18 protein-coding genes are annotated in these 22854 nt (G+C 56.4%); 5 read left to right on the forward strand and 13 right to left on the reverse strand.

Features of this window, described 5'->3' with window-relative positions; translation table 11 throughout:
• The first annotated feature begins 198 nt into the window (after positions 1–198).
• Entirely contained in the window at positions 199–1509 is a 1311-nt protein-coding gene (locus RRU01S_RS05530; RefSeq protein WP_045229625.1) for a GH1 family beta-glucosidase, read from the forward strand.
• A gap of 61 nt (positions 1510–1570) precedes the next feature.
• On the opposite strand, the gene RRU01S_RS05535 is transcribed toward RRU01S_RS05530, so the two are convergent.
• Positions 1571–2689 (reverse strand): CobW family GTP-binding protein, encoded by a 1119-nt coding sequence (locus RRU01S_RS05535; protein WP_045229240.1) that lies wholly within the window; start codon positions 2687–2689, stop codon positions 1571–1573.
• Positions 2690–2819: 130 nt separating this feature from the next.
• Positions 2820–3977: a D-alanyl-D-alanine carboxypeptidase family protein gene (locus RRU01S_RS05540; RefSeq protein WP_045229626.1), complete on the reverse strand. Its 1158-nt coding sequence runs from the start codon at positions 3975–3977 to the stop codon at positions 2820–2822.
• 110 nt (positions 3978–4087) lie between these two features.
• Here RRU01S_RS05540 and RRU01S_RS05545 point away from each other — a divergent pair, with 110 nt between their 5' ends.
• A complete protein-coding gene (locus RRU01S_RS05545) occupies positions 4088–5251 on the forward strand; it encodes a M20 aminoacylase family protein (RefSeq protein WP_045229241.1) in 1164 nt (387 codons plus the stop codon).
• A 9-nt stretch (positions 5252–5260) separates the two neighbouring features.
• Here RRU01S_RS05545 and RRU01S_RS05550 read toward each other — a convergent pair whose 3' ends face one another.
• From RRU01S_RS05550 to RRU01S_RS05575, 6 genes are all read right to left on the reverse strand, one after another.
• Positions 5261–6361, reverse strand: a complete 1101-nt coding sequence (locus RRU01S_RS05550; protein WP_045229242.1) for an RHE_PE00001 family protein — start codon at positions 6359–6361, stop codon at positions 5261–5263.
• A 71-nt stretch (positions 6362–6432) separates the two neighbouring features.
• Complete coding sequence (locus RRU01S_RS05555) at positions 6433–7761, reverse strand: ATP-binding protein (RefSeq protein ID WP_045229243.1); 1329 nt, start codon at positions 7759–7761, stop codon at positions 6433–6435.
• A 4-nt stretch (positions 7762–7765) separates the two neighbouring features.
• The gene (locus tag RRU01S_RS05560; RefSeq protein ID WP_045229627.1) at positions 7766–8419 is read right to left on the reverse strand and encodes a response regulator; all 654 of its coding nucleotides are present in this window, start codon (positions 8417–8419) and stop codon (positions 7766–7768) included.
• A gap of 80 nt (positions 8420–8499) precedes the next feature.
• On the reverse strand, positions 8500–10161 hold the full coding sequence (locus tag RRU01S_RS05565) for a phosphoethanolamine transferase (protein ID WP_045229244.1): 1662 nt from the start codon (positions 10159–10161) through the stop codon (positions 8500–8502).
• A gap of 179 nt (positions 10162–10340) precedes the next feature.
• On the reverse strand, positions 10341–11357 hold the full coding sequence (locus tag RRU01S_RS05570; RefSeq protein ID WP_045229245.1) for a DNA topoisomerase IB: 1017 nt from the start codon (positions 11355–11357) through the stop codon (positions 10341–10343).
• Positions 11358–11467: 110 nt separating this feature from the next.
• Entirely contained in the window at positions 11468–12643 is a 1176-nt protein-coding gene (locus RRU01S_RS05575) for a PQQ-dependent sugar dehydrogenase (protein ID WP_412674280.1), read from the reverse strand.
• 241 nt (positions 12644–12884) lie between these two features.
• Here RRU01S_RS05575 and RRU01S_RS05580 point away from each other — a divergent pair, with 241 nt between their 5' ends.
• Entirely contained in the window at positions 12885–13070 is a 186-nt protein-coding gene (locus RRU01S_RS05580) for a hypothetical protein (protein ID WP_045229247.1), read from the forward strand.
• On the opposite strand, the gene RRU01S_RS05585 is transcribed toward RRU01S_RS05580, so the two are convergent.
• The 3 genes from RRU01S_RS05585 to RRU01S_RS05595 are packed head-to-tail and all read right to left on the reverse strand — an operon-like array spanning position 13071 to position 15007.
• Positions 13071–13697, reverse strand: a complete 627-nt coding sequence (locus RRU01S_RS05585; protein WP_045229248.1) for a class I SAM-dependent methyltransferase — start codon at positions 13695–13697, stop codon at positions 13071–13073. It lies immediately after the preceding gene.
• A 7-nt stretch (positions 13698–13704) separates the two neighbouring features.
• Positions 13705–14373 carry a pseudouridine synthase gene (locus tag RRU01S_RS05590; RefSeq protein ID WP_045229249.1) on the reverse strand — a complete coding sequence of 223 codons (669 nt, stop codon included), beginning with the start codon at positions 14371–14373 and terminating at the stop codon, positions 13705–13707.
• 43 nt (positions 14374–14416) lie between these two features.
• On the reverse strand, positions 14417–15007 hold the full coding sequence (locus RRU01S_RS05595; protein WP_045229250.1) for an IMPACT family protein: 591 nt from the start codon (positions 15005–15007) through the stop codon (positions 14417–14419).
• An 82-nt stretch (positions 15008–15089) separates the two neighbouring features.
• Between RRU01S_RS05595 and RRU01S_RS05600 the strand changes: the two genes are divergently transcribed.
• Together RRU01S_RS05600 and RRU01S_RS05605 are read left to right on the forward strand one after the other, a co-directional pair.
• Complete coding sequence (locus tag RRU01S_RS05600; protein WP_045229628.1) at positions 15090–16304, forward strand: TIGR03862 family flavoprotein; 1215 nt, start codon at positions 15090–15092, stop codon at positions 16302–16304.
• Positions 16305–16445: 141 nt separating this feature from the next.
• Positions 16446–19388 (forward strand): hybrid sensor histidine kinase/response regulator, encoded by a 2943-nt coding sequence (locus RRU01S_RS05605; protein WP_045229251.1) that lies wholly within the window; start codon positions 16446–16448, stop codon positions 19386–19388.
• Between the two features lie 3 nt (positions 19389–19391).
• Here RRU01S_RS05605 and RRU01S_RS05610 read toward each other — a convergent pair whose 3' ends face one another.
• The gene (locus RRU01S_RS05610; RefSeq protein ID WP_045229252.1) at positions 19392–20336 is read right to left on the reverse strand and encodes a 2-hydroxyacid dehydrogenase; all 945 of its coding nucleotides are present in this window, start codon (positions 20334–20336) and stop codon (positions 19392–19394) included.
• Between the two features lie 114 nt (positions 20337–20450).
• Entirely contained in the window at positions 20451–22799 is a 2349-nt protein-coding gene (locus RRU01S_RS05615) for a polysaccharide biosynthesis tyrosine autokinase (protein ID WP_045229253.1), read from the reverse strand.
• Positions 22800–22854 lie beyond the last annotated feature (55 nt).

Consider the following 22854-nt stretch of genomic DNA (forward strand, 5'->3'; position numbering starts at 1 on the left):
CTTTGTATCAAGCTGCAACGTTAAAGTAAGGTGCAAATCTGCAAAGTGGCCCGTTATCTACGAAATAAAGAGGATTTTCTCCTGTTACCCGAGTTGCCTTGCTCCGGTCACGACCCTGTTTCAATGAGGGTGCAGCTTCGCGCTTGAGCAGATCAGAGACACATAGAAAACAGCCGTTTTGGCTTTGGGAATGCAATGATGTTTTCACACAATCGAGATGATTTCGGGCCGGATTTTCTGTTCGGCGTCGCAATGGCTGCCCACCAGATCGAGGGCGGGCAAACCGATGGGCGCGGCTCCTCCATCTGGGATACGTTTGCCGCAACGCCTGGCAATACCAAGAATGCCGACACCGGAAAAATCGCCTGCGACCATTATCATCGCTGGCCCGAAGACCTCGATCTCATCCGTGACGCAGGCTTTAACGCCTATCGTTTTTCCTTTGCGTGGTCGCGGCTCGTTCCCGAGGGAACCGGCGCGCTGAACCGTGCAGGCTTTGATTTTTATGATCGCCTGATCGACGGCATGCTCGAGCGCGGCATCAAACCTCTCGCAACGCTTTACCATTGGGATTTGCCGAGTGCGCTACAGGATCGTGGTGGCTGGATGAACCGTGATACGGCTCATGCCTTCGCAGACTACGCCGCCGAAGCTGCCCGCCATTTCGGTGACCGGTTGGACAGCATTGCGACGTTCAACGAACCATGGTGCGTGACTGTGCTCAGCCATTACATGGGGATTCACGCGCCGGGTTATCGGGATGTGCGAGCAACCGCGCGAGCGATGCACCACGTGCTGCTGGCACATGGCCTTGGCATTACGGCCATGCGTGATGCGGGCGTAAAGGCAAAACTCGGAATCGTCGTGAATATGGAAAAGACCGAGCCGTTCAGCCAGAGTGCAGACGATGTCGAAGCCGCAGCGTTGGGCGATGATATTTTCAATCGGTTCTTTCTGGATGGTGTCGTCAAAGGCACGTACCCAGAGCGAGTCGTGAAAATTCTGGAACCCTATCTGCCTGCAAAATGGCAGGATGACATGACGACGTTGAGCCCGCCCATCGACTGGATCGGCATCAACTATTACACCCGTTCGCTCTACAAACACGATGATAGCGTGCCTGTCTTCCCCTTCACCCAATCGCGCGGCGATCTGGAAAAGAGCAATATCGGTTGGGAAATCTACCCGCAGGCCCTGACGGAATTTCTGGTCCGGGCCTCGAAAGACTATCCGGGACTTCCAATCTACGTCACCGAAAACGGCATATCGGAAACCGATGAAGCCAAACGGATCGACTTCTTCGACAAACACTTTGCTGCAATCATCGAGGCCCAACGACAAGGGGCCGATATACGCGGTTATATCGCTTGGACGCTGATCGATAATTTTGAATGGGCGGAAGGCTATGGTCCCAAGTTCGGGATCGTCGCAATGGACCTCGAAACCCGCGACCGAAACCCCAAAGACAGCTATCACGCCTTCCGGCAGATGCTGACGAAGGGTCGATAGTACTCTGCGGTTCCAGCCGTTCTGCTGGTCAGGGCGGCTGGACGGCTGCAAGAGCGCTTCGTTAGAAGCGCATGCCGGGAACGGCGAGGGGATTGTCCGTGACCGCCTGTCGATCCGGCGTGTCAATCTTGGCGACGCCGGTAAAAGCGCCGAACAGGTCTTTCACGAAGGCTTCCGGCAAATCATTGGTGATGAGCACCATACGGGTGCGCTTGTCGGATGCATCGGGCCAGGCTGCCAGCCGCTGTGGCGGATGGAAGATGGATTGCACGCCATGCAGAACGAGGGGCCGGTCGAGGTTATCCGATAGCTGCACGATGGCCTTCATCCGCAAAAGCTTTTCGCCATGCGCCGAACGGAGCAGATCGACAAACATCTCCAGCGCCATCGGATCGATCGGTTTGTCATGGACAATCGAAAAGGACCGGATCGACGCATTGTGACGGTTCACATCATCATGATGGTGATGATGGGCATGGTCATGCGAAGCTTGGTTGTCATGATCGTGTTCTTCTTCCTCGCCAAGCCAGCGCCTGACATCGCCAACTTTGCTCGCCGCATCGTATAGGCCATTCTCTAAAAGGGCGACCGCAGACCAATCCTGACGATCGCCATCTTCGATGGGTGCGCGGGGATTGAGCGTCTTTATTCGGGCGATGAGGGCAGCGACGTGCGCGTCATCCGTCAACGTCTGCTTGGTCAGAACAAGGCGATCTGCGACGGCGACCTGCTTGCGTGCTTCCTCGTGCTGGTCGAGCGTGGACGATCCGTTGACGGCATCCACAACCGTGACGACGCCGTTGAGCGAAAAGTTCTGTGCGATCACAGGGTTGCCAATGATCGATTGCATCACGGGTGCAGGGTCGGCAAGTCCTGTGGTCTCGATGACGATCCGATTGACGGGCTTCAATTTGCCGGTCTGAATGCCGTCCATCAACTCCGCGAGTGTGTCTACCAGTTCGCCACGCACCGTGCAGCACAGGCATCCTTCGGCCAGTTCGATGATCCCGTCGCCAGAGCGCTCCACTAGGAGGTGATCGATGCTGACATCGCCGAATTCGTTGATGATGATGGCGGCGTCCTGCATGGCAGGATCTTTCAAGAGCTGATTGAGCAGCGTCGATTTTCCGGCACCAAGGAAACCCGTGATGATGGAAACTGGAATGCGATCGAGTGCCATGGGGCGACCTGGAGCGTTAGAACATTACATATTGAGGCGTGTCTTATAGCAACAAATGCGGCAAGAAAAAGCATGGATTTGCAATATAAAACGGCCCGTTCCAAGGAGCGAGCCGTTAGAGAATGGACTATCAGAATGTGGGACGCGGTGTCGGGATTGGCACATTTGCCGTGTTGTCCCTTGCACTCGCGTTGGCCGCAATGGTCTCGCTGCCGGGTATCAGACCGGCATAGGCGTAGACGGGTGGACGCGTCATCTCTTGCACGTAGGGCGACTTGATAATCATCCGTCCAGCGTCGTCGCGGCTTTCGCTGCGCACTTTTGCAGCCTTCGGATTGCAGATATCGGCGCTGACATCGTTGACGAACTGCGTTTCGCCATAGGGTGCAAGCGACGCAATCGATACGCCCTGGCTGGTTGGTGCCGTCAAACCCATCTGCAGGAGGTCTGCCGACTGGTCGGTGCGGCCCGCAAGGCTATCTGCGCCGAGCACGACGCTGATGACCTGTCGGCCATTGCGCGTGGCGGAAGAGACCTGATTGAAGCCGGAAGCACAGATAAAGCCGGTCTTCATGCCGTCTGCGCCCGGGAACCGACCGACAAGCATATTGTAGTTTGCGTAATTTTTCTTGCCGGTGCTCACGCCTTCCAGCGAGAAGTATCCGGCATATTCCGGAAACTCGCGCTTCAGGATGAGCGCCAGAACGGCCAGATCGCGCGCGGTGGTGTACTGTCCTTTGCCCGGCAAACCATTGGGGTTCACATAGTGGGTGGACGACATGCCGAGACGGGCTGCCTGCGCATTCATCTGGGCCACAAAGTTCTCTGTCGTTCCGCCAACCGTTTCGGCAATTGCCACAGCTACGTCATTGGCAGACTTGATCAGCAGCAGTTTCAAAGCACTGTCGAGCGTCAGCTTGGAGCCCGGCTTGAAATACATCTTGCTGGCGGGCTGGTCGGCAGCCTTCTTGCTCATCACCACTTCCGTGCTGGGGCTCAGCTTGCCGGATTTCATGGCGCTGAAAGCGATATAAGCCGTCATCAGCTTGGTGAGGGAGGCGGGATACCATTTGCGGAATGCCTCCTGATGCGAAATGACCTTGCCAGTCCGCACGTCAATCACCATTTTAGGGTTGGCTTGGGCAACTGATGTCAGAGCCAGAACACTGGCCGAGAGAGCAGCAAAAGTTTTCACGAGCCGCCCTGCGGCACGGTGTGGTCTGGATGTTTCTTGCAAAGCGTATCCTCGAATTCCCGTCTTTGTTTCGGGATTTGCAATATTCACCATATATGTCCCTGCAATGGCAAAGTACATTGATTGCGTCAATTATGCGGCGCAATATTCGCCGCAGACGCGCATGAGTCACAAGTCGAGAATGAGAAATCGGGAATAACAGTATGCCAGTTTTGAACAGAGCCGCCGAATTGCAGGCAGAAGCAAGCGAGTGGCGCCGCTATCTCCATGAAAATCCTGAACTCCTTTACGACGTGGACAACACGGCGGCCTTCGTCGCAGAGAAGCTGAAATCTTTCGGCGTTGACGACATCGTGACAGGCATCGGTCGCACTGGCGTGGTCGGCATCATCCATGGTCGGCATGGCACAGGCCGCACCGTCGGCCTCCGGTCCGATATGGATGCTTTGCCGATTGTCGAAGAAACTGGCAAACCGTGGACGTCGAAAGTTCCTGGCAAGATGCACGCCTGCGGCCACGATGGCCATATGGCTATGCTGCTGGGGGCTGCAAAACATCTGGCCGAGACACGCAATTTCAGCGGCTCGGTGGCCGTCATCTTTCAGCCAGCCGAAGAAGGTGGCGCGGGCGCGCTTGCCATGGTCGAAGATGGCTTGATGACGCGGTTCAAGATCGATGAAGTCTATGGCATGCACAATATGCCGGGCATTCCCTTGGGCTCCTTTGCCATCCGCAAGGGCGGGATCATGGCTGCACCGGATAAATTCTCGATTGTCGTCAAGGGTCGCGGCGGTCATGCCGCTCAACCCCATCGCACGATCGACCCGATTTCGATCGGCGCGCAGATCGTGACCAATCTCCAGATGATTGCCTCGCGCAACACCGATCCCATCCGCTCGGTTGTCGTGTCCGTAACGCGTTTCCAGGCGGGCTCCAGCCACAATATCATTCCCAACAAGGCCGTTATCGCTGGCACTGTCCGCACCTTGGACGAAGGTGTCCGCGACATGGCGCAAGCACGCATCAAGCAAGTGGCCGAGGGTATTGCGATGGCCAATGGTGCTGAGGCGGATGCCGTTTACGAGCGATATTGTCCTGTCACCGTCAACCATGCCGATGAGACGGAGCACGCCATCCGCATTGCCCGCGATATCGTGGGCGACAAGAATGTCGACCCTGACGTGGACCCATCCATGGCCGGGGAAGATTTCTCATACATGCTGAACGAGCGCCCGGGCGCTTTCATTTTTCTCGGAAATGGTGACAGTGCGGGTCTGCACAATCCCAGCTATGACTTCAACGATGAGGCCATTGCCTATGGGGTGTCCTACTGGGTGAAGCTTGCTGAACAGCGACTGGCTGGCTGAAAAGCGCGCTCAAATCACGCCCCAGGCGCGAAAGCGCCCGCGTCCGGTCATCTCGCGTAACTCGAGTTGGTTGGCGAGACCCACAGCGCCTTGCGGCGTTGTGCCCAGAGCTTTGACGATCATGGCTGTGGAGACGACAGGCCTGGCGAGGACAAGCGCGATCAATTCCGGCAGGCGCGAGTTTGACCGGCGACCCTCAAGCCTTCGCTCCATGCGGCTCTTGGCATTCAACAAACGATCATGCTCCTTCAAACCCAAAGACGCAGCTTCCTGCATGCTTTCGAGAAAAGCGCCTATCCGCTCGAGTTGGCCAATGGCGTTTCTGCGCTCTCGGGGCACAGCGCGCAATCCGGTATTCAACGGAACCAGATGGCAGAGTGTGAGCCCTTCTTCGCGTAGCAACGCCGAGGCCAACTGACGCCCGAGCCACGGGCTTCGCTGCAACACTTCAAGCTTTTGCCAGGCGTCGAGTGCGATTGCCGCGCGCAACACCGGGGGCAGACCTCCGGTGGTTTTCAGGGCTTGTTTCCATTCGTCCAGCCGCTCCTCTTCGTTCCAATCAGGATCACGCGTGAGGGCGTCCGGTCGATCATGCGGTTTGCTGTCTTCTTTCGTCATCGAGGCGAGGGTGGCCGCGCTGCGGGCGATCAGCCTGTCGATGGCGGACAATTCCTCGCTGAGTGGCATGGTGTCGTCATCGTCGGTTTCTGGATCAGGTAAGGAGCGGACTTCCGTTCGGACAAGCATGTCACCCTTATCACCACCGTCTTCTCCGCGCAGGCGAGAAAGTCCAGATGGGCTCAGCGCCCATTTGGGATCGTTGCCGAAGATCTGCCTGCGGGCGCGCAATATCCGGTTTGCGATGCCCATCTCGTGCGTCGGCGCGCGAATGTCCATATGGGCATCATGCAGCACAAGATCTTCGATATGGACCAGTTCTCCATCGACCCATAGGGATGAAACCGCATCTAAAAAATCCTGCCGCTCAAGAAACCCGTTGCCAATCGGGGAACGCAAGATACGCTCGTCCAACCTCGCCAAGGCCTCTGTCGCCTTGGTGCAGGGCAGCAGCAGTCTGTCGAGTGGTAAGCGGGTGATATCATAGAGCATGAAATTTGATAGAATGAGCCCGATATGAAAGCAAATTCGGCGCTTGCTTTCATTTGGTTTTACCCGGCTTTTTATGGTCTCGGCAACGAAATCCTGACTTCGAAACCATCGCTGCGGCCAGTGGCGGGCGAAACAAGGCGCATAGAGCCATTCATCTGTGTCACCAGATTTTGAACGATGGCAAGACCCAAGCCAGAGCCGGCGGCCTGCGTTGCCCCTCTGGTGAAGCGCGTCGTCAATTTCGACAATAGTGCAGGATCGATAGGTGTACCGTGATTGACGACGCGGAGCGAATTGTCGTTGTCGATATAAACATTTACCCGGCTTCGCTCCGGGCTGTGAATGAGTGCGTTTTCGACAACATTGCGCATGACGATCCCGAATGCGTCTGTGTTGATTTTACCTTCCAACCCGCCACTTTGCGGAATATGGAGCTGAATGCGCCCAGATCCGAGGTCCGAACGGCCGATATCTTCTAAAACGAGCTCGACGATGGGCAGCAAATCCGCATGCGTGTCTGATGTGCCGATACCGGCGTCGGCCCGGGACATTTGCAAGAGTTTTTCCGCCAGTTGTGCGAGATGCGAGAGAGAGCGTTCGATCTGACCCACTCTGGGCGCAAAGGCCTGTGGAATATCGGCCTGTAACCGCTGAGCTTGGGCAAGCGCACCCGCAATGGGCGTTCGCAACTCGTGAGCGCTGTTTGACGCGAAGGCCCGCTCCGACTCCAAGGCAGCGCGCAATCGCTCCAGCAGAAGGTTGACGGACCTTGCAATCGGGTGAAGCTCTTGCGGTAAATGTCTGTCGTCTACCGGCGCCATGTTGCCGCTGTCTTTGCTGCCGATCTCGTCGCGTAATGTCTGAACGGGTGCCAGTGTGCGCCGGACGACGAGAATGACGGCGATTATGCTCGCCGGGATCAGAAATACCAAAAACAAGACAAGTGCGGTCCCAGCCTCGACGATCGCTTCACGGCGATTGGCGAAGGCGTCTGCGACTTGCAGATAAAGGCTGCCGTCGGCATTGACGACGGTGTAGATCCGGTGTGTAGGCGTGTCGGCAAAACCCGGCGCGACCGGTACGTCAAACGGTTCTACGGCGCTATCATATGAGCGCAGCAGAACTTCGCCCTCCCGATCGCGGAGTTGATAGGTCAGGTATTCTTCGCCCGTAGCGGGTTGAACCAGACGGCGCTCTGCCTCGGGGCTGCGTTCCTTCAGGTCGTCGGCAATCAGAGGCAACAGCCGTTCAGCGGTTTCCTGCACGGAACTGTCAAAGATTTCGGCAAACTCGTCCTGCATGACCATGATGCCCAGGCCTGAAGCAACCAGCCATGAGAGCGCGACCACGCTGGTCAGCGCAATCACCATTCTTCGTGTCATGCTGTCTTTGCGCTTCATCACGTTACCTGATCGTATAGCCAAGACCGCGCACCGTTTCGACCCGGTCAGAACCGATCTTCTTGCGCAGTCGGCTGACATAGACTTCAACCGTGTTGCTCTCTATTTCTGCGCCGAACTCGTAAAGCGTCTCGTGCAATTGTGCCTTCGAAACGACGGCTCCGGGGCGTTCTACCAGCTTTTCCAGCACAGCCCACTCGCGTGCGCTCAACGTCAGTGACTGGCCGTTGACGGTGATGTTGCGGGCAACCTGATTGATCTCAATGCCCGGCAGTTTGACGACCGGTGCAGATCGACCTTCGTAGCGGCGGGAAACCGCCAGCATGCGTGCCGTCAATTCCCCCAGATTGAAGGGTTTGACGAGGTAGTCATCTGCACCGGAATTCAAGCCTTCGATACGGTCGGATACCTGATCATGCGCTGTCAAAATGATGACGGGTGTCGGCTCATTGCGCTGTCTGAGGCTTTTCAGAATGGAGAGGCCTTCGCCATCCGGCAATCGAAGATCAAGCAGAATGAGACCATAAGAGACCGTCTGTGTTGCGGCCATCGCGTCGGCTACGGTCTTGAACCAGTCTACCGCATGACCTGCTGCGGCAACGTGATCTCTCAGCGCTTCACCCAGGACATGGTCGTCTTCGACAAGAAGAACACGCAAAAATACCTCGCTTTCGACCCCAAGGAATGGAGCACCATAGTGGGTATTGTGCGTATCTGATCTCGTCAAGCCGCATATGGTCATGCTGCCGGTCTGCGGGTGCAGCCACTGAAGACATCGAGTGACCGGTTGTAGACGGATGTCGATATGTTCATCATGCCCAAGATGCTGTGGAAGAAATTGTCGTGGGAACGACCGCCCGCCTGCGCTTCCTTTGAAAGGCACGCACGATCCAGTCCCATCGATTTCGCAAAGTCATCGTCAACCCACACAACGAATGGGACATGGGTCTGCTCGGCGGGTGCCAGAATATAAGGGGCACCGTGCAGGTAGATGCCATTTTCACCAAGAGATTCTCCGTGGTCCGACGCATAGATCATACCCGTCGCCAATCGGTCTGATCGAGCCTTGAGCTTGTCGATGATGGCCGAGAGGAGGTGATCGGTATAGAGTATCGTATTGTCATAGGCGTTGACGATTTCAGCGTCCGTGCAGTTGCCAAGCTCCGCAGTCTGGCAATCGGGCGTGAATTTCCGATATTCGTCCGTGTATCGAAGGTGGTAGGTGGGCCCGTGGCTACCCAATTGATGAAGAACGATCACGCTGTCCTTCGTCACACCGTCCAGCCAACTATCGAGCCTGTCAAGAAAGATATCGTCGCGGCACTCGCCTGTGGGACAGAATTTCGGGTCCTGGGTGGCGGAGAGATCGAAATAGGGTATGCGCTCGGCAACGCCTTTGCTGCCTGTGTCGTTGTCCCACCAACGCGTATCGACACCCGCATGCACAAGGACATCAACGAGGTTTTCATGCGATAGTGCTTTGCTGTGGCTATAGTCTGCGCGGGTAAGGCGGGAGAACATGCAGGGCAGCGAAATTGCGGTCGCGGTTCCGCAACTGACCGTGTTTGGAAAATAGACGACATTCTGAGCCTTAAGTTTCGGATTCGTCTCACGGTTATAACCATTGAGCGAAAAGTTTGCAGCACGCGCTGTCTCTCCGGCGACGATCACCGTAATGCGCGGTTTATGAATGCCCGACAGAGCAGGCATGATCTTTGCGTCCTGGCCCGTGGGCGATACCGTCAGCTTCGCCTCCTGATCCGCCTGCATGACATAGTGGATCGTGGAGGAAATCGGCGTGAACGGGTTTAGGCTTTTGACGAGGTCTTTGTGTTGGCGCACCGCGGTCGTGAATGTTTTGGAGTTCGCCGCAGCGATGGCAGCCGTCACCGAAAGGCAAGCAAGTATGGCGATCGTATTCCATAACAACTTCGAGAAAAACGGGCGATGGTCGATCTTGACGACGCACAGAACGGCAATGGGAATGCCAGCAAAAACAGCAAGATGTAGGGCAAATCCGGGTGTGATCAGATTGTTGGCTTCAGCATGCGTCGTTTCAAAAGCGTTACGCACCATGTCGCTGTCGATGATCGCGCCGAACCTGTCCATGAACCAGGATGACACGGCTGATACGATGATGAGGAAAGCGAACAGGGGTTTGGTGATGTATTTTGCCGTCAACAGAATGAAGACAGCCGAAAACGCCGCACCCATCGCCATGTAGAGACCGAAAATGGCAACGGGATAGGGCGCGAGATAGGCATGAACCTTTGCCCAGAAGGCGTGATTCGTGAACGCCAGAACATAGAGGGCTGTTACCACGCCGAGCGTAACGCTGCCGATTACGGGTCGCTTGACCTCACTCCGGCCACTTCTGACTGTCGCAGATGACAATGACATCTTTTTTCTTCCCACAGGCTAGGCCGAAGATGCCCAGCACATGGAAAGCGTCGGCGCATAAACGGCATTTGGGGAAGGGGATGTGTCATGCAGCTGACATGAAACTGAACGACGCTGTCAAAACAGAAAGCACCGTTTCCATGGCGGTCTTATCCACCTCATATCGGAACCGGCAGATTTTACGGCAAAAATGCCAGTAACTTACGCTCGTCGGCTCGCAAACCGGCTGTCGGCGCTATCTCGCCAGCAAGCACTTTTTCGAGGCGCCTGACGGACTTTTCCTCCGTCGCGATATCCAGCACGGCTGGGTGAACATAGCTCTTGCGGCAGATCGTCGGGGTGTTCGACAATTCTTCTGAGGCAGCAACGCACATGCTTTTGATGGTTGGTCGCTCACCGGATTCGAGCGCGCGCGTCGCATGCCCAAAGGCGGCAAGCGTGCCGCCCCATGTGCGAAACGTTTTTGCTGAGATGCCTTCGCCAGCGCTTTGAGAAATGTAGGCATTGAGTGCGCTGGAATCGACGGGATGAACGACGCCCTCATCATCCTGCCAGACAAACAGTTGTCTGCCGGGAAGATCGGCAATGTTTTCCAAAATGCGCTGCAGGCGGGGGTGCTTCAGCTTGCGTTTGACCCGCTGCCCTCCCTTGGCCGCAAAACGTAGCTCGATCGTTTCGCCGAAGGTGATGTGCTTTTTCAGCAGCGTGGTCGCGCCATAGGTGCCGTTGGTTTCGAGATAGGTCTTGTTGCCTACGCGCAGATAGGCTGCGTCAAGAAGCAGGACCAAGGCGGCCAGCGTTACATTCTGTCCGCGCTCCTGTTTCGCGATATCGGATGCCGCACGCCTGCGGATGGCGGGCAAAGCCTCGCCAAATGTCTTGAGCTGATAGAATTTCGTGTCGCCGCGGAACGCGTGCCATTCCGGATGGTAGCGATACTGTTTGCGGCCGCGCGCATCGTAGCCCGTGGCCTGCAAGTGGCCGGTTGGGTCGATGCAGATCCACACCTTTTCGTAGGCTGGTGGAACGCCGAGCGATTTCAGGCGGGTGATCTCGACTTTGTCGGAGAGAAGCTCTCCATCCGGCAAGCGATAGGCGAACCCTTTACCGCGACGTTCGCGCGCGATGCCCGGCTCTTGATCGCTGACATAGGTGAGCCCGATTTTCTTTAGTAAACGGATGGGCAACTGGTTCATGTGCGCTAAGGGCTCCTCTTGTGATGAGGATAATGCGCCCAACCCGTCTGTGTTCCAGTAAGAGCTAAAGGAAGCTGGGAGCGACGGTCATCGCTCCCAGCTTGATAATGTTAAGCGCCTGGCGTCAGCTTCAGAATTTGAGAATCGCCGCCTCCACGCTGTTCAGTAACCGCATAGATGGAACCATCGCTGCCGACTTTGACATCGCGGATGCGTTCTTCCAGCGGCAGGCGTCCTTCGGAAACAACCTTGTCGTTTTCGATTTTCAGAACAACGATTCCCTTGGTCACCAGACCGCCGATGATGATTGACTCTTTCCATTCTGGTATAGCATCGGAATCGTAATAGGCCATGCCGGATGGTCCGATGACCGGATCCCAGTAATAAACGGGTTGTTCCATACCGTCCTTGGATGTCATCCCGTCTCCCACAGCGCCACCGCTATATTCGATACCGTAAGTGATGACAGGCCAACCATAGTTCAGCCCGGCTTTCGGAAGGTTGAGTTCGTCACCGCCTTTGGGGCCATGCTCGACGGTCCATAGACGGCCTTGGCCATCAAGTGTCGCGGACTGCATATTGCGGTGTCCGTAGCTCCAGATTTCCGGCAACGCGTTATCCTTGCCGATGAAGGGATTGCCATCGAAAGCCTTGCCCGCGGTATCGATGCGGAAAATCTTGCCGAGCCCGCTCGATACATCCTGAGCCTGGACACGAGGCTCCTTGTCGGAGCGTTCGCCGACGGTCACGTAAAGCTCTTTGTTGGGGCCGAAGACCAGGCGTGAGCCGAAGTGCTTGTCACCGTCATATGTCGGCGTTTGCCGGAAGACGACTTTGGTGTCTTCCAACATGGCCTTTCCACCGCTCTCGACGAGCTTGGCAGACGCGACCGAGGTCCCGTTGCCGCCGTCTCTCGGCTCTGAAAACGAGAAGAAAATCATTTTGGATGTATCGAAATCGGGCGCAAGCGCGATGTCCAGCAGCCCGCCCTGTCCGGCGGATGCGACTTTAGGAACACCCTCAAGGGCGGGGCTCGCCTTGCCATCGGATACGATATGCATCGCACCTTCCTTTGCGGCCACGAGCATGCGGCCATCGGGAAGAATTTCCATCGACCACAGATGCGGCAGGCCCTCGGCGACGACGGTTTTCGTCAGAGACGGCATTGTGTTGGGTTGTGGCGCGCGCGTCTGCCCTTCAACCGCAGGCTTCTGATCAGGCGCGTTGGCCTGGCCCGTCTCAGCGGGGCTGGCAGACTGAGCGTTCGCACTGATACCTAGCGGCATCGTGAGACACAGGGACAGGATGGTGGTGGTCAATAGATGAACGCGCGGCATGGATCTCCCTTCCGATTTTGATGAGCATCGAGAAACATATGGGCTGTTTTTTCGTTTCATCGATGGATTTCAACAAAACTTGATTCCTCCGTGTGCATTCGTGTTGTCTCACATTTCATCACTCAAAATTTAGATGGAACACTTTGATGTCCAAAGAGTTTTTCTCGGTTGAAATTCCTAGGAGGACGCCATGCAAGTTATCGACAACAGGGAAATGGAAGCGGCTGACGTGAAGCCGATCCAGAGCGTCGTGGAATTTTGCCGCCGCTATCGGTTGGATGAAACCGAAGAAACACGTTTACGCAAGCTATTTGGGGAATTCGCTTCGCGCCACGAGCTTTTGATGAATGCTCAGAGAAAGCCGGTGTTCCGCTGATTATTTGGATGTATCAGCGGTTAAGATCATGAAGACATCATAACGCGTACTTTTTCCCAATAATTGATGCGATGGCTTGCGGATGCCGGGCATTGGCTCGGCGCGGAGCGGCCATTTCAGGACGACACGCTTTTTCGCATGGGCCAGTGCAACCTGCATCAGTTCGATCTGATCAGGGTCAGAGCCCACCATCTCCCGCAAAATACGCATCTCCTTCTTCACCAAAGCACTATTGTGGCGCGGGGGATGCATCGGGTCGATCAGGACTACTTCAGGCGACAGAGTCGGGATAATCTCACGCGAGTCACCGTGAACCAGTGTCATCCTCGAAACGATTTCCTCGTAAACTCCACCTTCTGACCTTGCACGCACAATCGCGTCTTGAAGCATGGTGTGCATTTGGGGTGATCGCTCAATCAGCGTTACCCTCGCTCCCAGCGATGCGAGCAGGAATGCGTCACGCCCGAGACCTGCCGTCGCATCGACGATATCGGGTATCTTGCCATTTTTCAGGCCTGCCGCTTTTGCAAGTGCCTGCCCACGCCCCTCTCCAGAGCGCAATCTGTGACCGACAGCTCCCCCTACGAAATCCACGATAAAGCGCTCGTTGCCGTCTTTGTCCGTCATCTTTATCTCAAAATGGGCATGGAATATTGAACGTCACGTCGCGACCATCAGGATGTCTGAAACTCAACTCTTCCGCATGGAGTAGCAAGCGATCTGCTGCCTTGAGCGCATCACCATCCGCGTAAAATACGTCACCCAGAATGGGATGACCTATTGCCTTCATATGGACGCGCAACTGGTGTGTGCGCCCGGTCAAAGGGTGAAGCCGCAGCCGTGTTGCGGGAAGGGGAAGGCGATCAAGGACTTGCCATTCGGTTTGCGAAGCCCGGCCGGTCTCGTGGTCCACACGATGGCGCGGTTTGTTGTCGGGATCGATCGCAAGCGGAAGGTCGATAAGCCCAGTGTCTTCGGTCACTTCGCCCCAGACCACGGCATTGTAAGATTTTTTGGTCGTCCTATTCTCAAACTGTGATGCGATAGCCGCGTGCGCTTTCCGGTTGAGCGACATGAGGACGATGCCGGACGTATCCTTATCGAGCCGATTGATCATCAAGGCTTTGGGAAACTGTTTTTGAACCCTTGTCGCCAGGCTGTCGGAGAGCGCGGGATCGCGACCGGGCACGGATAACAGGCCACTCGGTTTGTCGAGCACCACGATATCATCGTCGCGGTAGAGCACCGAGACATAAGGCTCCATGGGCGGATTATAAAGCGGGTTTGAAAGCGCGGATGACATGCTGCCTCATAGCATAAATTTGGGCTGTGGCGAGGTGGGATGCCTAGGATTGAGGCAAAGGAAGCGTTACGCGACCGCTCGTCAGGTCCTTGACCATCTGGGCGATCTCGTCTGCGTTTGATGCAGGGACCGCTAAAGACAGGCGTGCACCGCGATCGGTAAAGTTCTCTGCGTTAATCGTCAGGTCCGGTATGGCAAGAAGTCTGGCCTTGACCAGCGCCAGATCGGAAAAGCCACAGTCGAGGCTTGTGGTGATCGTCGCAATCACCGGCGTTTTTTCGCCGTTTCGCAAACAGGTTGCAGCGGTTCCGCCATAGGCACGCATCAAGCCACCGCTACCCAAGAGGATGCCGCCGAACCATCGTGTGACAACCACTGCCACGCAATCGAGAGACCGCCCGTCGATCGCCTGAAGAATGGGCTTGCCAGCCGTGCCGGATGGCTCACCATCGTCACTGAAACGGTAAACCTGACCAAGCCGCCATGCCCAGCAATTGTGGTTGGCGGTGGCATCCGAACGCTCTTCGATAAAGCGTTTTGCGGCCTGATCGTCCGTGACAGGACTGGCCCACGCGATGAACCGGCTTTTCTTTATGTCCTGAGAATGGGTTTCGAGGCGATTGAGGGTGAACATGAGGTTTCATTAGCGCATGTACCGCGACAGGCAAATCGTTATAAGGCGGGTGAAGACGAAAACAGCGGTGGAAATTTCGGCCATGCAGGGCAAGCACGTAGCGATCATCGGGGGCGGACCGGCAGGGCTGATGGCGGCGGAAATTTTGTCTGCGTCCGGTGTTGCCGTCACCGTCTACGAGGCGATGCCGACGGTTGCTCGCAAATTTCTCATGGCGGGAAAGTCGGGCCTCAATATTACACATGCAGAGGCATACGAACAGTTCGTTACCCGGTTTGGCGAGGCGAAGGGGATGCTGTCATCCGCACTCTATGCCTTTAAGCCAGACGAGCTCCGGTCTTGGGCGCTGTCGCTTGGGCAGGAGACATTTACTGGCACATCCGGCCGCGTTTTTCCGGTGGCCATGAAGGCATCGCCGCTTTTGCGCTTGTGGCTGTCGACGTTGCAGCAGCAGGGAGTCGAGATCAAAACCCGTTATCGCTGGACCGGTTTCGAAGGCGATGCTTTGACATTCGATACCCCTGACGGCCGTTCTGTCGTGAACGCGGATGCTGTGCTTCTCGCGCTTGGTGGCGCAAGCTGGCCGAAGCTTGGGTCCAATGCCGCCTGGGTTCCATGGTTGATGGACAAGGGTGTCACCATCAATCCGTTTCAGCCTGCCAATTGCGGCTTCGACGTCAATTGGAGTGATCATTTCCGAGAACGTTTTGCTGGTGAGCCCGTCAAATCAGTCACCGTGAGCTCGAAAGCAGGACGTTATGACGGAGAGTTCGTCATTACTCGACACGGCGTCGAAGGCAGTTTGATCTATGCGCACAGTGCGTGTCTGCGTGACGCTTTGAATGAAGGCGACAAGCCGAGCCTTATGGTTGACCTGGCGCCGGGGCGATCCGAAGAGCGTCTTTCGGACGCGTTGGCCAAACAGTCCCGAAAGGATAGTTTGTCGAACAAATTGCGGAAGGCCGCAGGCCTGTCGCCCATCAAGATTGCGCTGTTGCGGGAGTCCGTGCCTGACCTGTCCAGCATGTCGTCGGTCGAGATTGCCGCGCTGATCAAAGCCCTGCCGATTACGGTTGTTGCGACACGGCCGATTGAGGAGGCGATTTCCAGCGCCGGGGGAATCGATTTGAATGCCATCGATGCGGACTACATGCTGAAATCGCTTCCCGGCATCTTCATTGCGGGCGAGATGCTGGACTGGGAGGCGCCCACAGGCGGTTATCTCCTAACCGCTTGTTTCGCGACGGGAAAAGCCGCTGCAAAAGGTGTCATCGACTGGCTGAAACACGCTGGCTAACGATATCGCACGATGGGCTATTGCGTCGGCGCTAAAAAAACGCTTGATAAGCGTCTTCGCATGCATTGGGTGGTGCCTGTCAGTTCTGTTGTGACTGCGGCTTGGGTGGATGAGAGCAGGCGCTCTCGTTGGTGATTTTTGATGACTGATATCTCTGAATTCGGCCAATGGCCGGTTGGTGGCGGTGAAGCCGGTAGACTGGTGCGCGCGTTCGACTGGGCGAAAACCCCGCTGGGGCCGATGTCATCATGGCCCGCCAATCTGCGCCACAAGGTGAATTCCGTCGTCAACTCGCCGATCCCTCAGGTTTTGATGTGGGGACCGGATCACGTCATGATCTACAATGACGGATATATCGAGATTGCCGGCAACTACCATCCCAAAGCGCTGGGCGGCACTGTTCCGGACATCTGGCCAGAGATTTGGGACTGGAACAAGGCGATCCTCGAAGCTGGTTTTCGCGGCGAGGTCCAGTCATTTCGCGATCAGACATTGGTTCTGAACCGCCTCGGGCGACCTGAAGACGTTATCTTCGATCTGTTTTACACACCCATCCACAACGATGCAGGCACGGTCGACGGCGTGTTATGCACGGTGCTTGAAAACACCGACAAGGTCAAAGCCGTTGCGGAACTGGCCGCCAGCCGTGAAGAGCTGAGCCGGCTGACCAACGCATTGCCGATCCTCGTCGGCTTTATCGATCACGACCACATCTACCGATTTGCAAATCAGGGCTATCTCGAGTGGTTCAATCACCGCCCTGAAGAGGTGTTGGGACGCAGAGTTTCGGACGTTGTTGGCGACGTATTTTATCAGAAACGACGCCCATATATCGAGCGTGCACTCGACGGGGAAACAGTCATCAACGATGCGGAAATTCCGTGCGCCGACGGCATCACCCGCGCCGCCGAAATCCGCTATGTCCCGCGCCGCAGCTCGAAAGGTGATATCGACGGCTGCTATGTTCTGATTATCGACATCGAAACCCGCAAACGTGTGGAACGTGAGCTATTGGTCAGCAACAACCGTTTCCGCGCTGCCGTCAGTGCGGTTCACGGTGTGTTGTGGACCAACAGTCCAGACGGCAAAATGATTGGCGAACAGCACGGCTGGGCCGAGTTAACGGGCCAGACTTTCGACCAATATCAGGCCTATGGCTGGGCGGACGCTGTTCACCGTGATGATCGTGAAGGCTCCATCGACAGCTGGAACAGAGCCGTCGCGACCAAGTCCACCTACGTTTGGGAGCACCGTGTTCGCCGCCATGATGGTGTTTTCCGCACCTTTGCCATTCGCGCCATTCCCATTCTGGACGTCGCCGGAACGATTATTGAATGGGTCGGTGTTCACACTGACATCACCGAACAGCGCAGTGCAGAGGCAACGCTGAAAGAGCATTCTGCCAATCTGGAGCGCGAAATTCGCCATCGCATACGCGCAGAAGAGCAGCTGCGACACCTCAACGAAGGTCTTGAGACGCGTGTGGCCGCTGAGATTAGCGAGCGTCGGCATGCGGAGAGGGCGCTGCAACAGGCGCAGAAAATGGAGTCGATCGGGCAGCTGACGGGCGGCGTTGCGCATGATTTCAACAATCTGTTGCAGGTCGTTGCGGGCAATCTTCAGCTTCTTGCAAAAGATGTCGCTGGCAATGAGCGCGCCGAACGTCGCGTTGGAAATGCTTTGGCGGGCGTCAGCAGAGGCGCGAAACTCGCCAGTCAGTTGCTGGCCTTCGGCCGCCGCCAGGCGCTTGAACCACGTGTCATCAATGTCGGCAAATTCGTTGTCGGAATGGATGACCTGTTGCGACGCTCCCTTGGTGAGGCGGTCGAGGTCGAGGTCATCACGGTCGGTGGCCTGTGGAATACCTATGCCGATCCGACGCAGGTGGAAAATGCACTGCTGAACCTTGCGATCAACGCACGTGATGCGATGGAGGGTTCCGGTAAACTGACGATCGAGGTTGGAAACGCAGCGCTGGACCAGGATTACGCACGCACGCATGCTGAGGTCGAGGCCGGACAATATGTCATGCTGGCAGTCTCGGATACAGGCTCTGGCATGTCACCTGCGATCATGGACAAGGTGTTCGAACCCTTTTTCTCGACCAAGCCCGAAGGTAAAGGGACGGGCCTTGGCCTGTCCATGGTGTATGGCTTTGTCAAACAATCTGGCGGACACGTCAAGATCTACAGCGAAATCGGTCAGGGCACGACGGTCAAGATTTACCTGCCACGTTCGCACTCGGACGAGGACCGGGAGGTCGTCATACAGAATGGCCCGATCGTCGGCGGTACCGAAACCATTCTTGTGGTAGAGGACGACGATGAGGTGAGAAGCACCGTGGTCGAAACTTTGTCCGACCTCGGCTACCGGGTGCTGACCGCGCGGGATGCGCAGGCTGGCTTGACCGTTGCCGAAAGCGGCATTCCGATCGATGTCATCTTTACCGATGTGGTGATGCCTGGACCCTTGAAAAGCAGCGAGATGGCACGACGCGCCAAAGAGCGTTTGCCGCACCTCGCGATCCTCTTCACCTCAGGTTACACCGAAAATTCAATCGTTCATGGCGGCAAACTCGATGCGGGTGTGGAGCTTCTGTCCAAGCCCTACACGCGCGAAGCGCTTGCCCGACGCCTGCGCCACGTCATCGCCAACCAGAAACAGCGCGCAGAAGCCAGCCGTGACCGCACGTCGGAACAGGCGACGCTCGCCAAGTTGCGATCCAAGACGTCGATGCGGGTCATGTTGGTTGAAGATGACGACCTCATCCGAATGAACACGACCGATATTCTTTTGGAGGGCGGTCACCTGGTGATAGAGGCGGCCAATGCCATGCAGGCCATGGATCTCGTTCAACGCGAAGAGTTCGACGTGCTCGTCACGGATGTGGGTTTGCCTGACATGAGCGGCTCCGACCTTGCCTTGTTCATCAAAACGCACAAGCCTGAGATCGGCATCGTGTTTGCAACGGGCGATAATTTCCTGCCGAAAAATGCCCCGGCCGGGTCCGTTCTATTGTGCAAACCTTATGACGAAAATGATGTGCGTTTCGCCATCACCCAAGCTTTGAGCGCTGATGTTTAAGGCTTAGTATCCCCGGGCCATGTCGACTGTCGCTGGCAGAACACCCGTCCGGCGCCAGTTTTGAATGTTCCCGGCAACGATGCTGGCAGATGTCTGCCGGTTCGTTGGCGCGGATATATGCGGAAGAACCGTCACGTTCGGATGCGACCAGAATGGAGACTGCGCCGAAAGCGGCTCCTGTTCGAAAACGTCCAGCACGGCGTGGGAAAGATGCCCTGTGTCGAGAGCGTCTAGCAGATCATCTGCAACGATCACCGCGCCGCGCGCGAAGTTGATGACAGCGGCATCTTTTTTCATGGAGTTGAGGCGGGTCTTGTTCAGCAACCCTTTGGTATCGGCGGTCAGCGGGACGAGGCAGACGAGAATATCGCTCTTTTCCAGCAGGGCTTTTAGGCCGGGTTCACCAGAAAGCGTCTCGATACCCTCTACCGATTTGGGTGAACGGCTCCAACCCATGGTGTTGAAACTTGCCTGGCGTAACCGTGCAGCTGCCGCAGCACCCAATGTGCCAAGCCCGAGTATTCCAACGGTCACATCTTTCGGATGCCGGTATTCCAGCTCTTTCCAGACGGCGCTTTGCTGGTTTCGTCGGTAGGCTGGCATGTCGCGCTGCAGATAATAGGTCCATGCGAGCACCGCTTCGGCCATCACGCGCGACAGTTCCGGGTCTGTCAGGCGCACGATCGGTGGGGCTGTGGTACCCAGTTCTGCCACGAGACGCTCAACGCCTGCCCACAGGCTGTGAATCCATCTCAGCCCGGTCAGCGTTGCAATATCCGCTGGATCAGGGTTCGCGACAATGGCGACTTCTGCCTGCGTCTTTTGCTCGGCGGTCATCGTTTTGATCGACAGAATTGTCTCATCCGGCAATGCTGAGGCTAGGATTTCTATCCATTCAGCCTCGTTGGCTTCTGTCGTGCGGGAAACGAACGCGATTGGGTGAGCCATAGATGAAGTGTCCTGCGCAAAAATCTTTTGCGATATCAATGCGTAAAAGCTCGTACCAAATCCAGCGTCTTGTTCAAAAAAATGCCCGCATGAAGCGGGCATTTTGTTTTTGATTTAAGCTGGTTCGCTGACCGTCTTCTTTGCGTCACCGTAATAGGCCGAGAACTGCTCGTGGTAATGTTCAGAACCGCCAGGACCGGCGTAACGCTGCAACTCGGTCATGTCGGTTTTGTTGAGTACGATGCCGAGTGTCTTGTTGGCGATTTCGGGCTCGTGGCTCATCAGGTTCTGTACCATCTGGATGGGGGTCTTGCCCCATTCGGTCACGAAGACAAAGCCATCCACCTGCGAGGCAAAGGCCTTGGCATCGATGACCGGCACCACAGGCGCAAGGTCGACGATGATGTAGTCGCAGGCTTCCCGCGCCGATTCCATGAATTTGCGCATGCCTGAAGATGCCAGCAACTCGCTGGAATGCGCGAACTGGTTGCTGGTCGAAACCGGCAAAATGCCCATTTTGGTACGGCTGTCGACCTTTACGGCCTTCGTCCACGGCACTTCATCCAGCACGACTTCCACAAGACCTGCGGATTGGCGGGTGGTCAACATACGGCTGAGGCCAGGGTTGCGGATATCGGCATCAACAACAAGCGTGCGTTTGCCGGTTGTCGCGATGAGGCCTGCCAAGTTGAGTGCGACGACTGATTTGCCTTCGTTGGGTAGGCAAGAGATGACGCCGATCACGCGGCACTGTCTCTCCTGAATGACCACGTCCGCCGTCAGTTTCACATTACGCAACGTTTCGGTGAAACTGGAGCGGGGGCTGTCCACCGCAAGTCGCAACATCTTCTGGAACGAGACCTGCCCGTTTTCCTCGATGTCGCTGTCGGGAACCTCCGGCGTCGCCGCACCCGTTTCCGTCTTTGCTGCATCCACGCCCTTTTCACCGATGAACGGCAGGTAGCCAAGGAAGCGCATGCGCAGATTGTCGCGCACATCGTTGCCGGTGTGGAAGTATCTGTCCCGGAACTCCAAAATGGCTGCAACACCACCACCGAGCATCAGACCCAGCACAATCGAAAGCGCCATGGTCATCGTCTTCTTGGGGCTGGACGGTGATGTCGGCAGGCCGGCATCGGAGATGATACGAGCCTTGGCAATCGGGAACGACTGCTTCTGCGACGCCTCTTCGAAGCGGCCGAGGTAGGATTCGTAAAGCGTTTTCAATGCAGCTGCCTGCTGCTCAAGCTCGCGAAGCTTGACCAGAGTCATATTGGCTTCGGAGTTGCGCCCTGCGACCCGGTCGATGCTTTCGCGCAAGGACTGAACGCGCGACTGCGTCACATCGAAATCGTTCTTGAAGCTGCCCGTAAGCTGCTGCAGTTCCTGGTAGATCTGGCGCGCCAAATCGCCTCTTTCACTCGCCAGCGCGATGGCCTGCGGGTGGTCCTTGCCGAATTGCTGAACGACGCCGCGCTCACGATCTGTGATTGCGATGTAGCGTTTGCGCAAATCCTGAATGACGGAATTGTCCGTATCACGGGCAGAAACGATGGCGTTGTTGACTGCGTTGTCCGGGCCTTGATCGGTAATCGACTTGTACTGATTGTAGCGCGCCGACGCAGTTGCGGCATCTGCCTGTGCGGCAATCAACTGTCCGTTCAAATCCGCGAGCTGGCCTTCCGACATCAACTCACCGCGCGACGAAACGATGTTGTTGGCCGCCTTGTACTTTTCAACGGCGAGAGATGCGGCCTGAGACCGCTGGTTCAGGTCTGTCAAACGCTCCTGCAACCAGACGGATGCGCGCTCGGTAGCGTCGAAATTCGCGTTCAGCTGTTCCGTGAGATAGGAGTTCGCGTAAGTTTTTGCGATCTGCGTCGCCAACTGCCGGTCTATCGAGCGGATGGATATGGCAATGACCGAGCTTCGCCCGACGCGCTCAACCGTCAGTGCCTGCTGAATGACCGCCGCTGCTTTTTCGCGAAGGCCGTTGCGCATTGCCGCTTCAGATACCGGCGGGGAGTTCGGCGTCAGCAGATCAACGACGCCTTTGACGGAAGACTTGACGAGGTCCATCGGCGTCATCGGCGGATTGACGATTGCGTCACTCTGATCGAGTTGAGCTTTGTCAACAACCGTCAGAGCCATTTCCTTGGACTTCAGAATTTCGACCGCGCTGGCAATGCGGTTGTCGATAACCTGAGCGGCAGGAACGGGGGATTCATCTTCCGCGTAGCGCGACAGGCTGTCGTCCAGCAGGACTTGCGTCATCGCCGTATAAACAGGAGTCGCGAACACGAGATACAGCCCAGCCAGAACCATGGATGCGATAACGCATGCACCGATGATGTTTGCACGCCGCACAACGGCAGCCCAAAGGCGGTCGAGGTCGATAAACGTGTCGGCATCCTTGGACGAATCCGGGAAATTCATGTTCGATTTAAAGGTCTTGTGGTGCATGGACCCACCTTGTGTTTAAAATTGCGAGCGGAAAGCCAGTCTTTGTCTGCCTTCC

This window comes from Agrobacterium rubi TR3 = NBRC 13261, assembly GCF_000739935.1.
GTDB lineage: Bacteria > Pseudomonadota > Alphaproteobacteria > Rhizobiales > Rhizobiaceae > Agrobacterium > Agrobacterium rubi.

Coding starts and splice junctions, on each gene's coding strand:
- RRU01S_RS05530 (WP_045229625.1), top strand. CDS start 199: ATGTTTTCACACAATCGAGATGATTTCGGGCCGGATTTTCTGTTCGGC.
- RRU01S_RS05535 (WP_045229240.1), bottom strand. CDS start 2,689: ATGGCACTCGATCGCATTCCAGTTTCCATCATCACGGGTTTCCTTGGT.
- RRU01S_RS05540 (WP_045229626.1), bottom strand. CDS start 3,977: ATGGTGAATATTGCAAATCCCGAAACAAAGACGGGAATTCGAGGATAC.
- RRU01S_RS05545 (WP_045229241.1), top strand. CDS start 4,088: ATGCCAGTTTTGAACAGAGCCGCCGAATTGCAGGCAGAAGCAAGCGAG.
- RRU01S_RS05550 (WP_045229242.1), bottom strand. CDS start 6,361: ATGCTCTATGATATCACCCGCTTACCACTCGACAGACTGCTGCTGCCC.
- RRU01S_RS05555 (WP_045229243.1), bottom strand. CDS start 7,761: ATGAAGCGCAAAGACAGCATGACACGAAGAATGGTGATTGCGCTGACC.
- RRU01S_RS05565 (WP_045229244.1), bottom strand. CDS start 10,161: ATGTCATTGTCATCTGCGACAGTCAGAAGTGGCCGGAGTGAGGTCAAG.
- RRU01S_RS05570 (WP_045229245.1), bottom strand. CDS start 11,357: ATGAACCAGTTGCCCATCCGTTTACTAAAGAAAATCGGGCTCACCTAT.
- RRU01S_RS05575 (WP_412674280.1), bottom strand. CDS start 12,643: ATGCCGCTAGGTATCAGTGCGAACGCTCAGTCTGCCAGCCCCGCTGAG.
- RRU01S_RS05580 (WP_045229247.1), top strand. CDS start 12,885: ATGCAAGTTATCGACAACAGGGAAATGGAAGCGGCTGACGTGAAGCCG.
- RRU01S_RS05585 (WP_045229248.1), bottom strand. CDS start 13,697: ATGACGGACAAAGACGGCAACGAGCGCTTTATCGTGGATTTCGTAGGG.
- RRU01S_RS05590 (WP_045229249.1), bottom strand. CDS start 14,373: ATGTCATCCGCGCTTTCAAACCCGCTTTATAATCCGCCCATGGAGCCT.
- RRU01S_RS05595 (WP_045229250.1), bottom strand. CDS start 15,007: ATGTTCACCCTCAATCGCCTCGAAACCCATTCTCAGGACATAAAGAAA.
- RRU01S_RS05600 (WP_045229628.1), top strand. CDS start 15,090: ATGCAGGGCAAGCACGTAGCGATCATCGGGGGCGGACCGGCAGGGCTG.
- RRU01S_RS05605 (WP_045229251.1), top strand. CDS start 16,446: ATGACTGATATCTCTGAATTCGGCCAATGGCCGGTTGGTGGCGGTGAA.
- RRU01S_RS05610 (WP_045229252.1), bottom strand. CDS start 20,336: ATGGCTCACCCAATCGCGTTCGTTTCCCGCACGACAGAAGCCAACGAG.
- RRU01S_RS05615 (WP_045229253.1), bottom strand. CDS start 22,799: ATGCACCACAAGACCTTTAAATCGAACATGAATTTCCCGGATTCGTCC.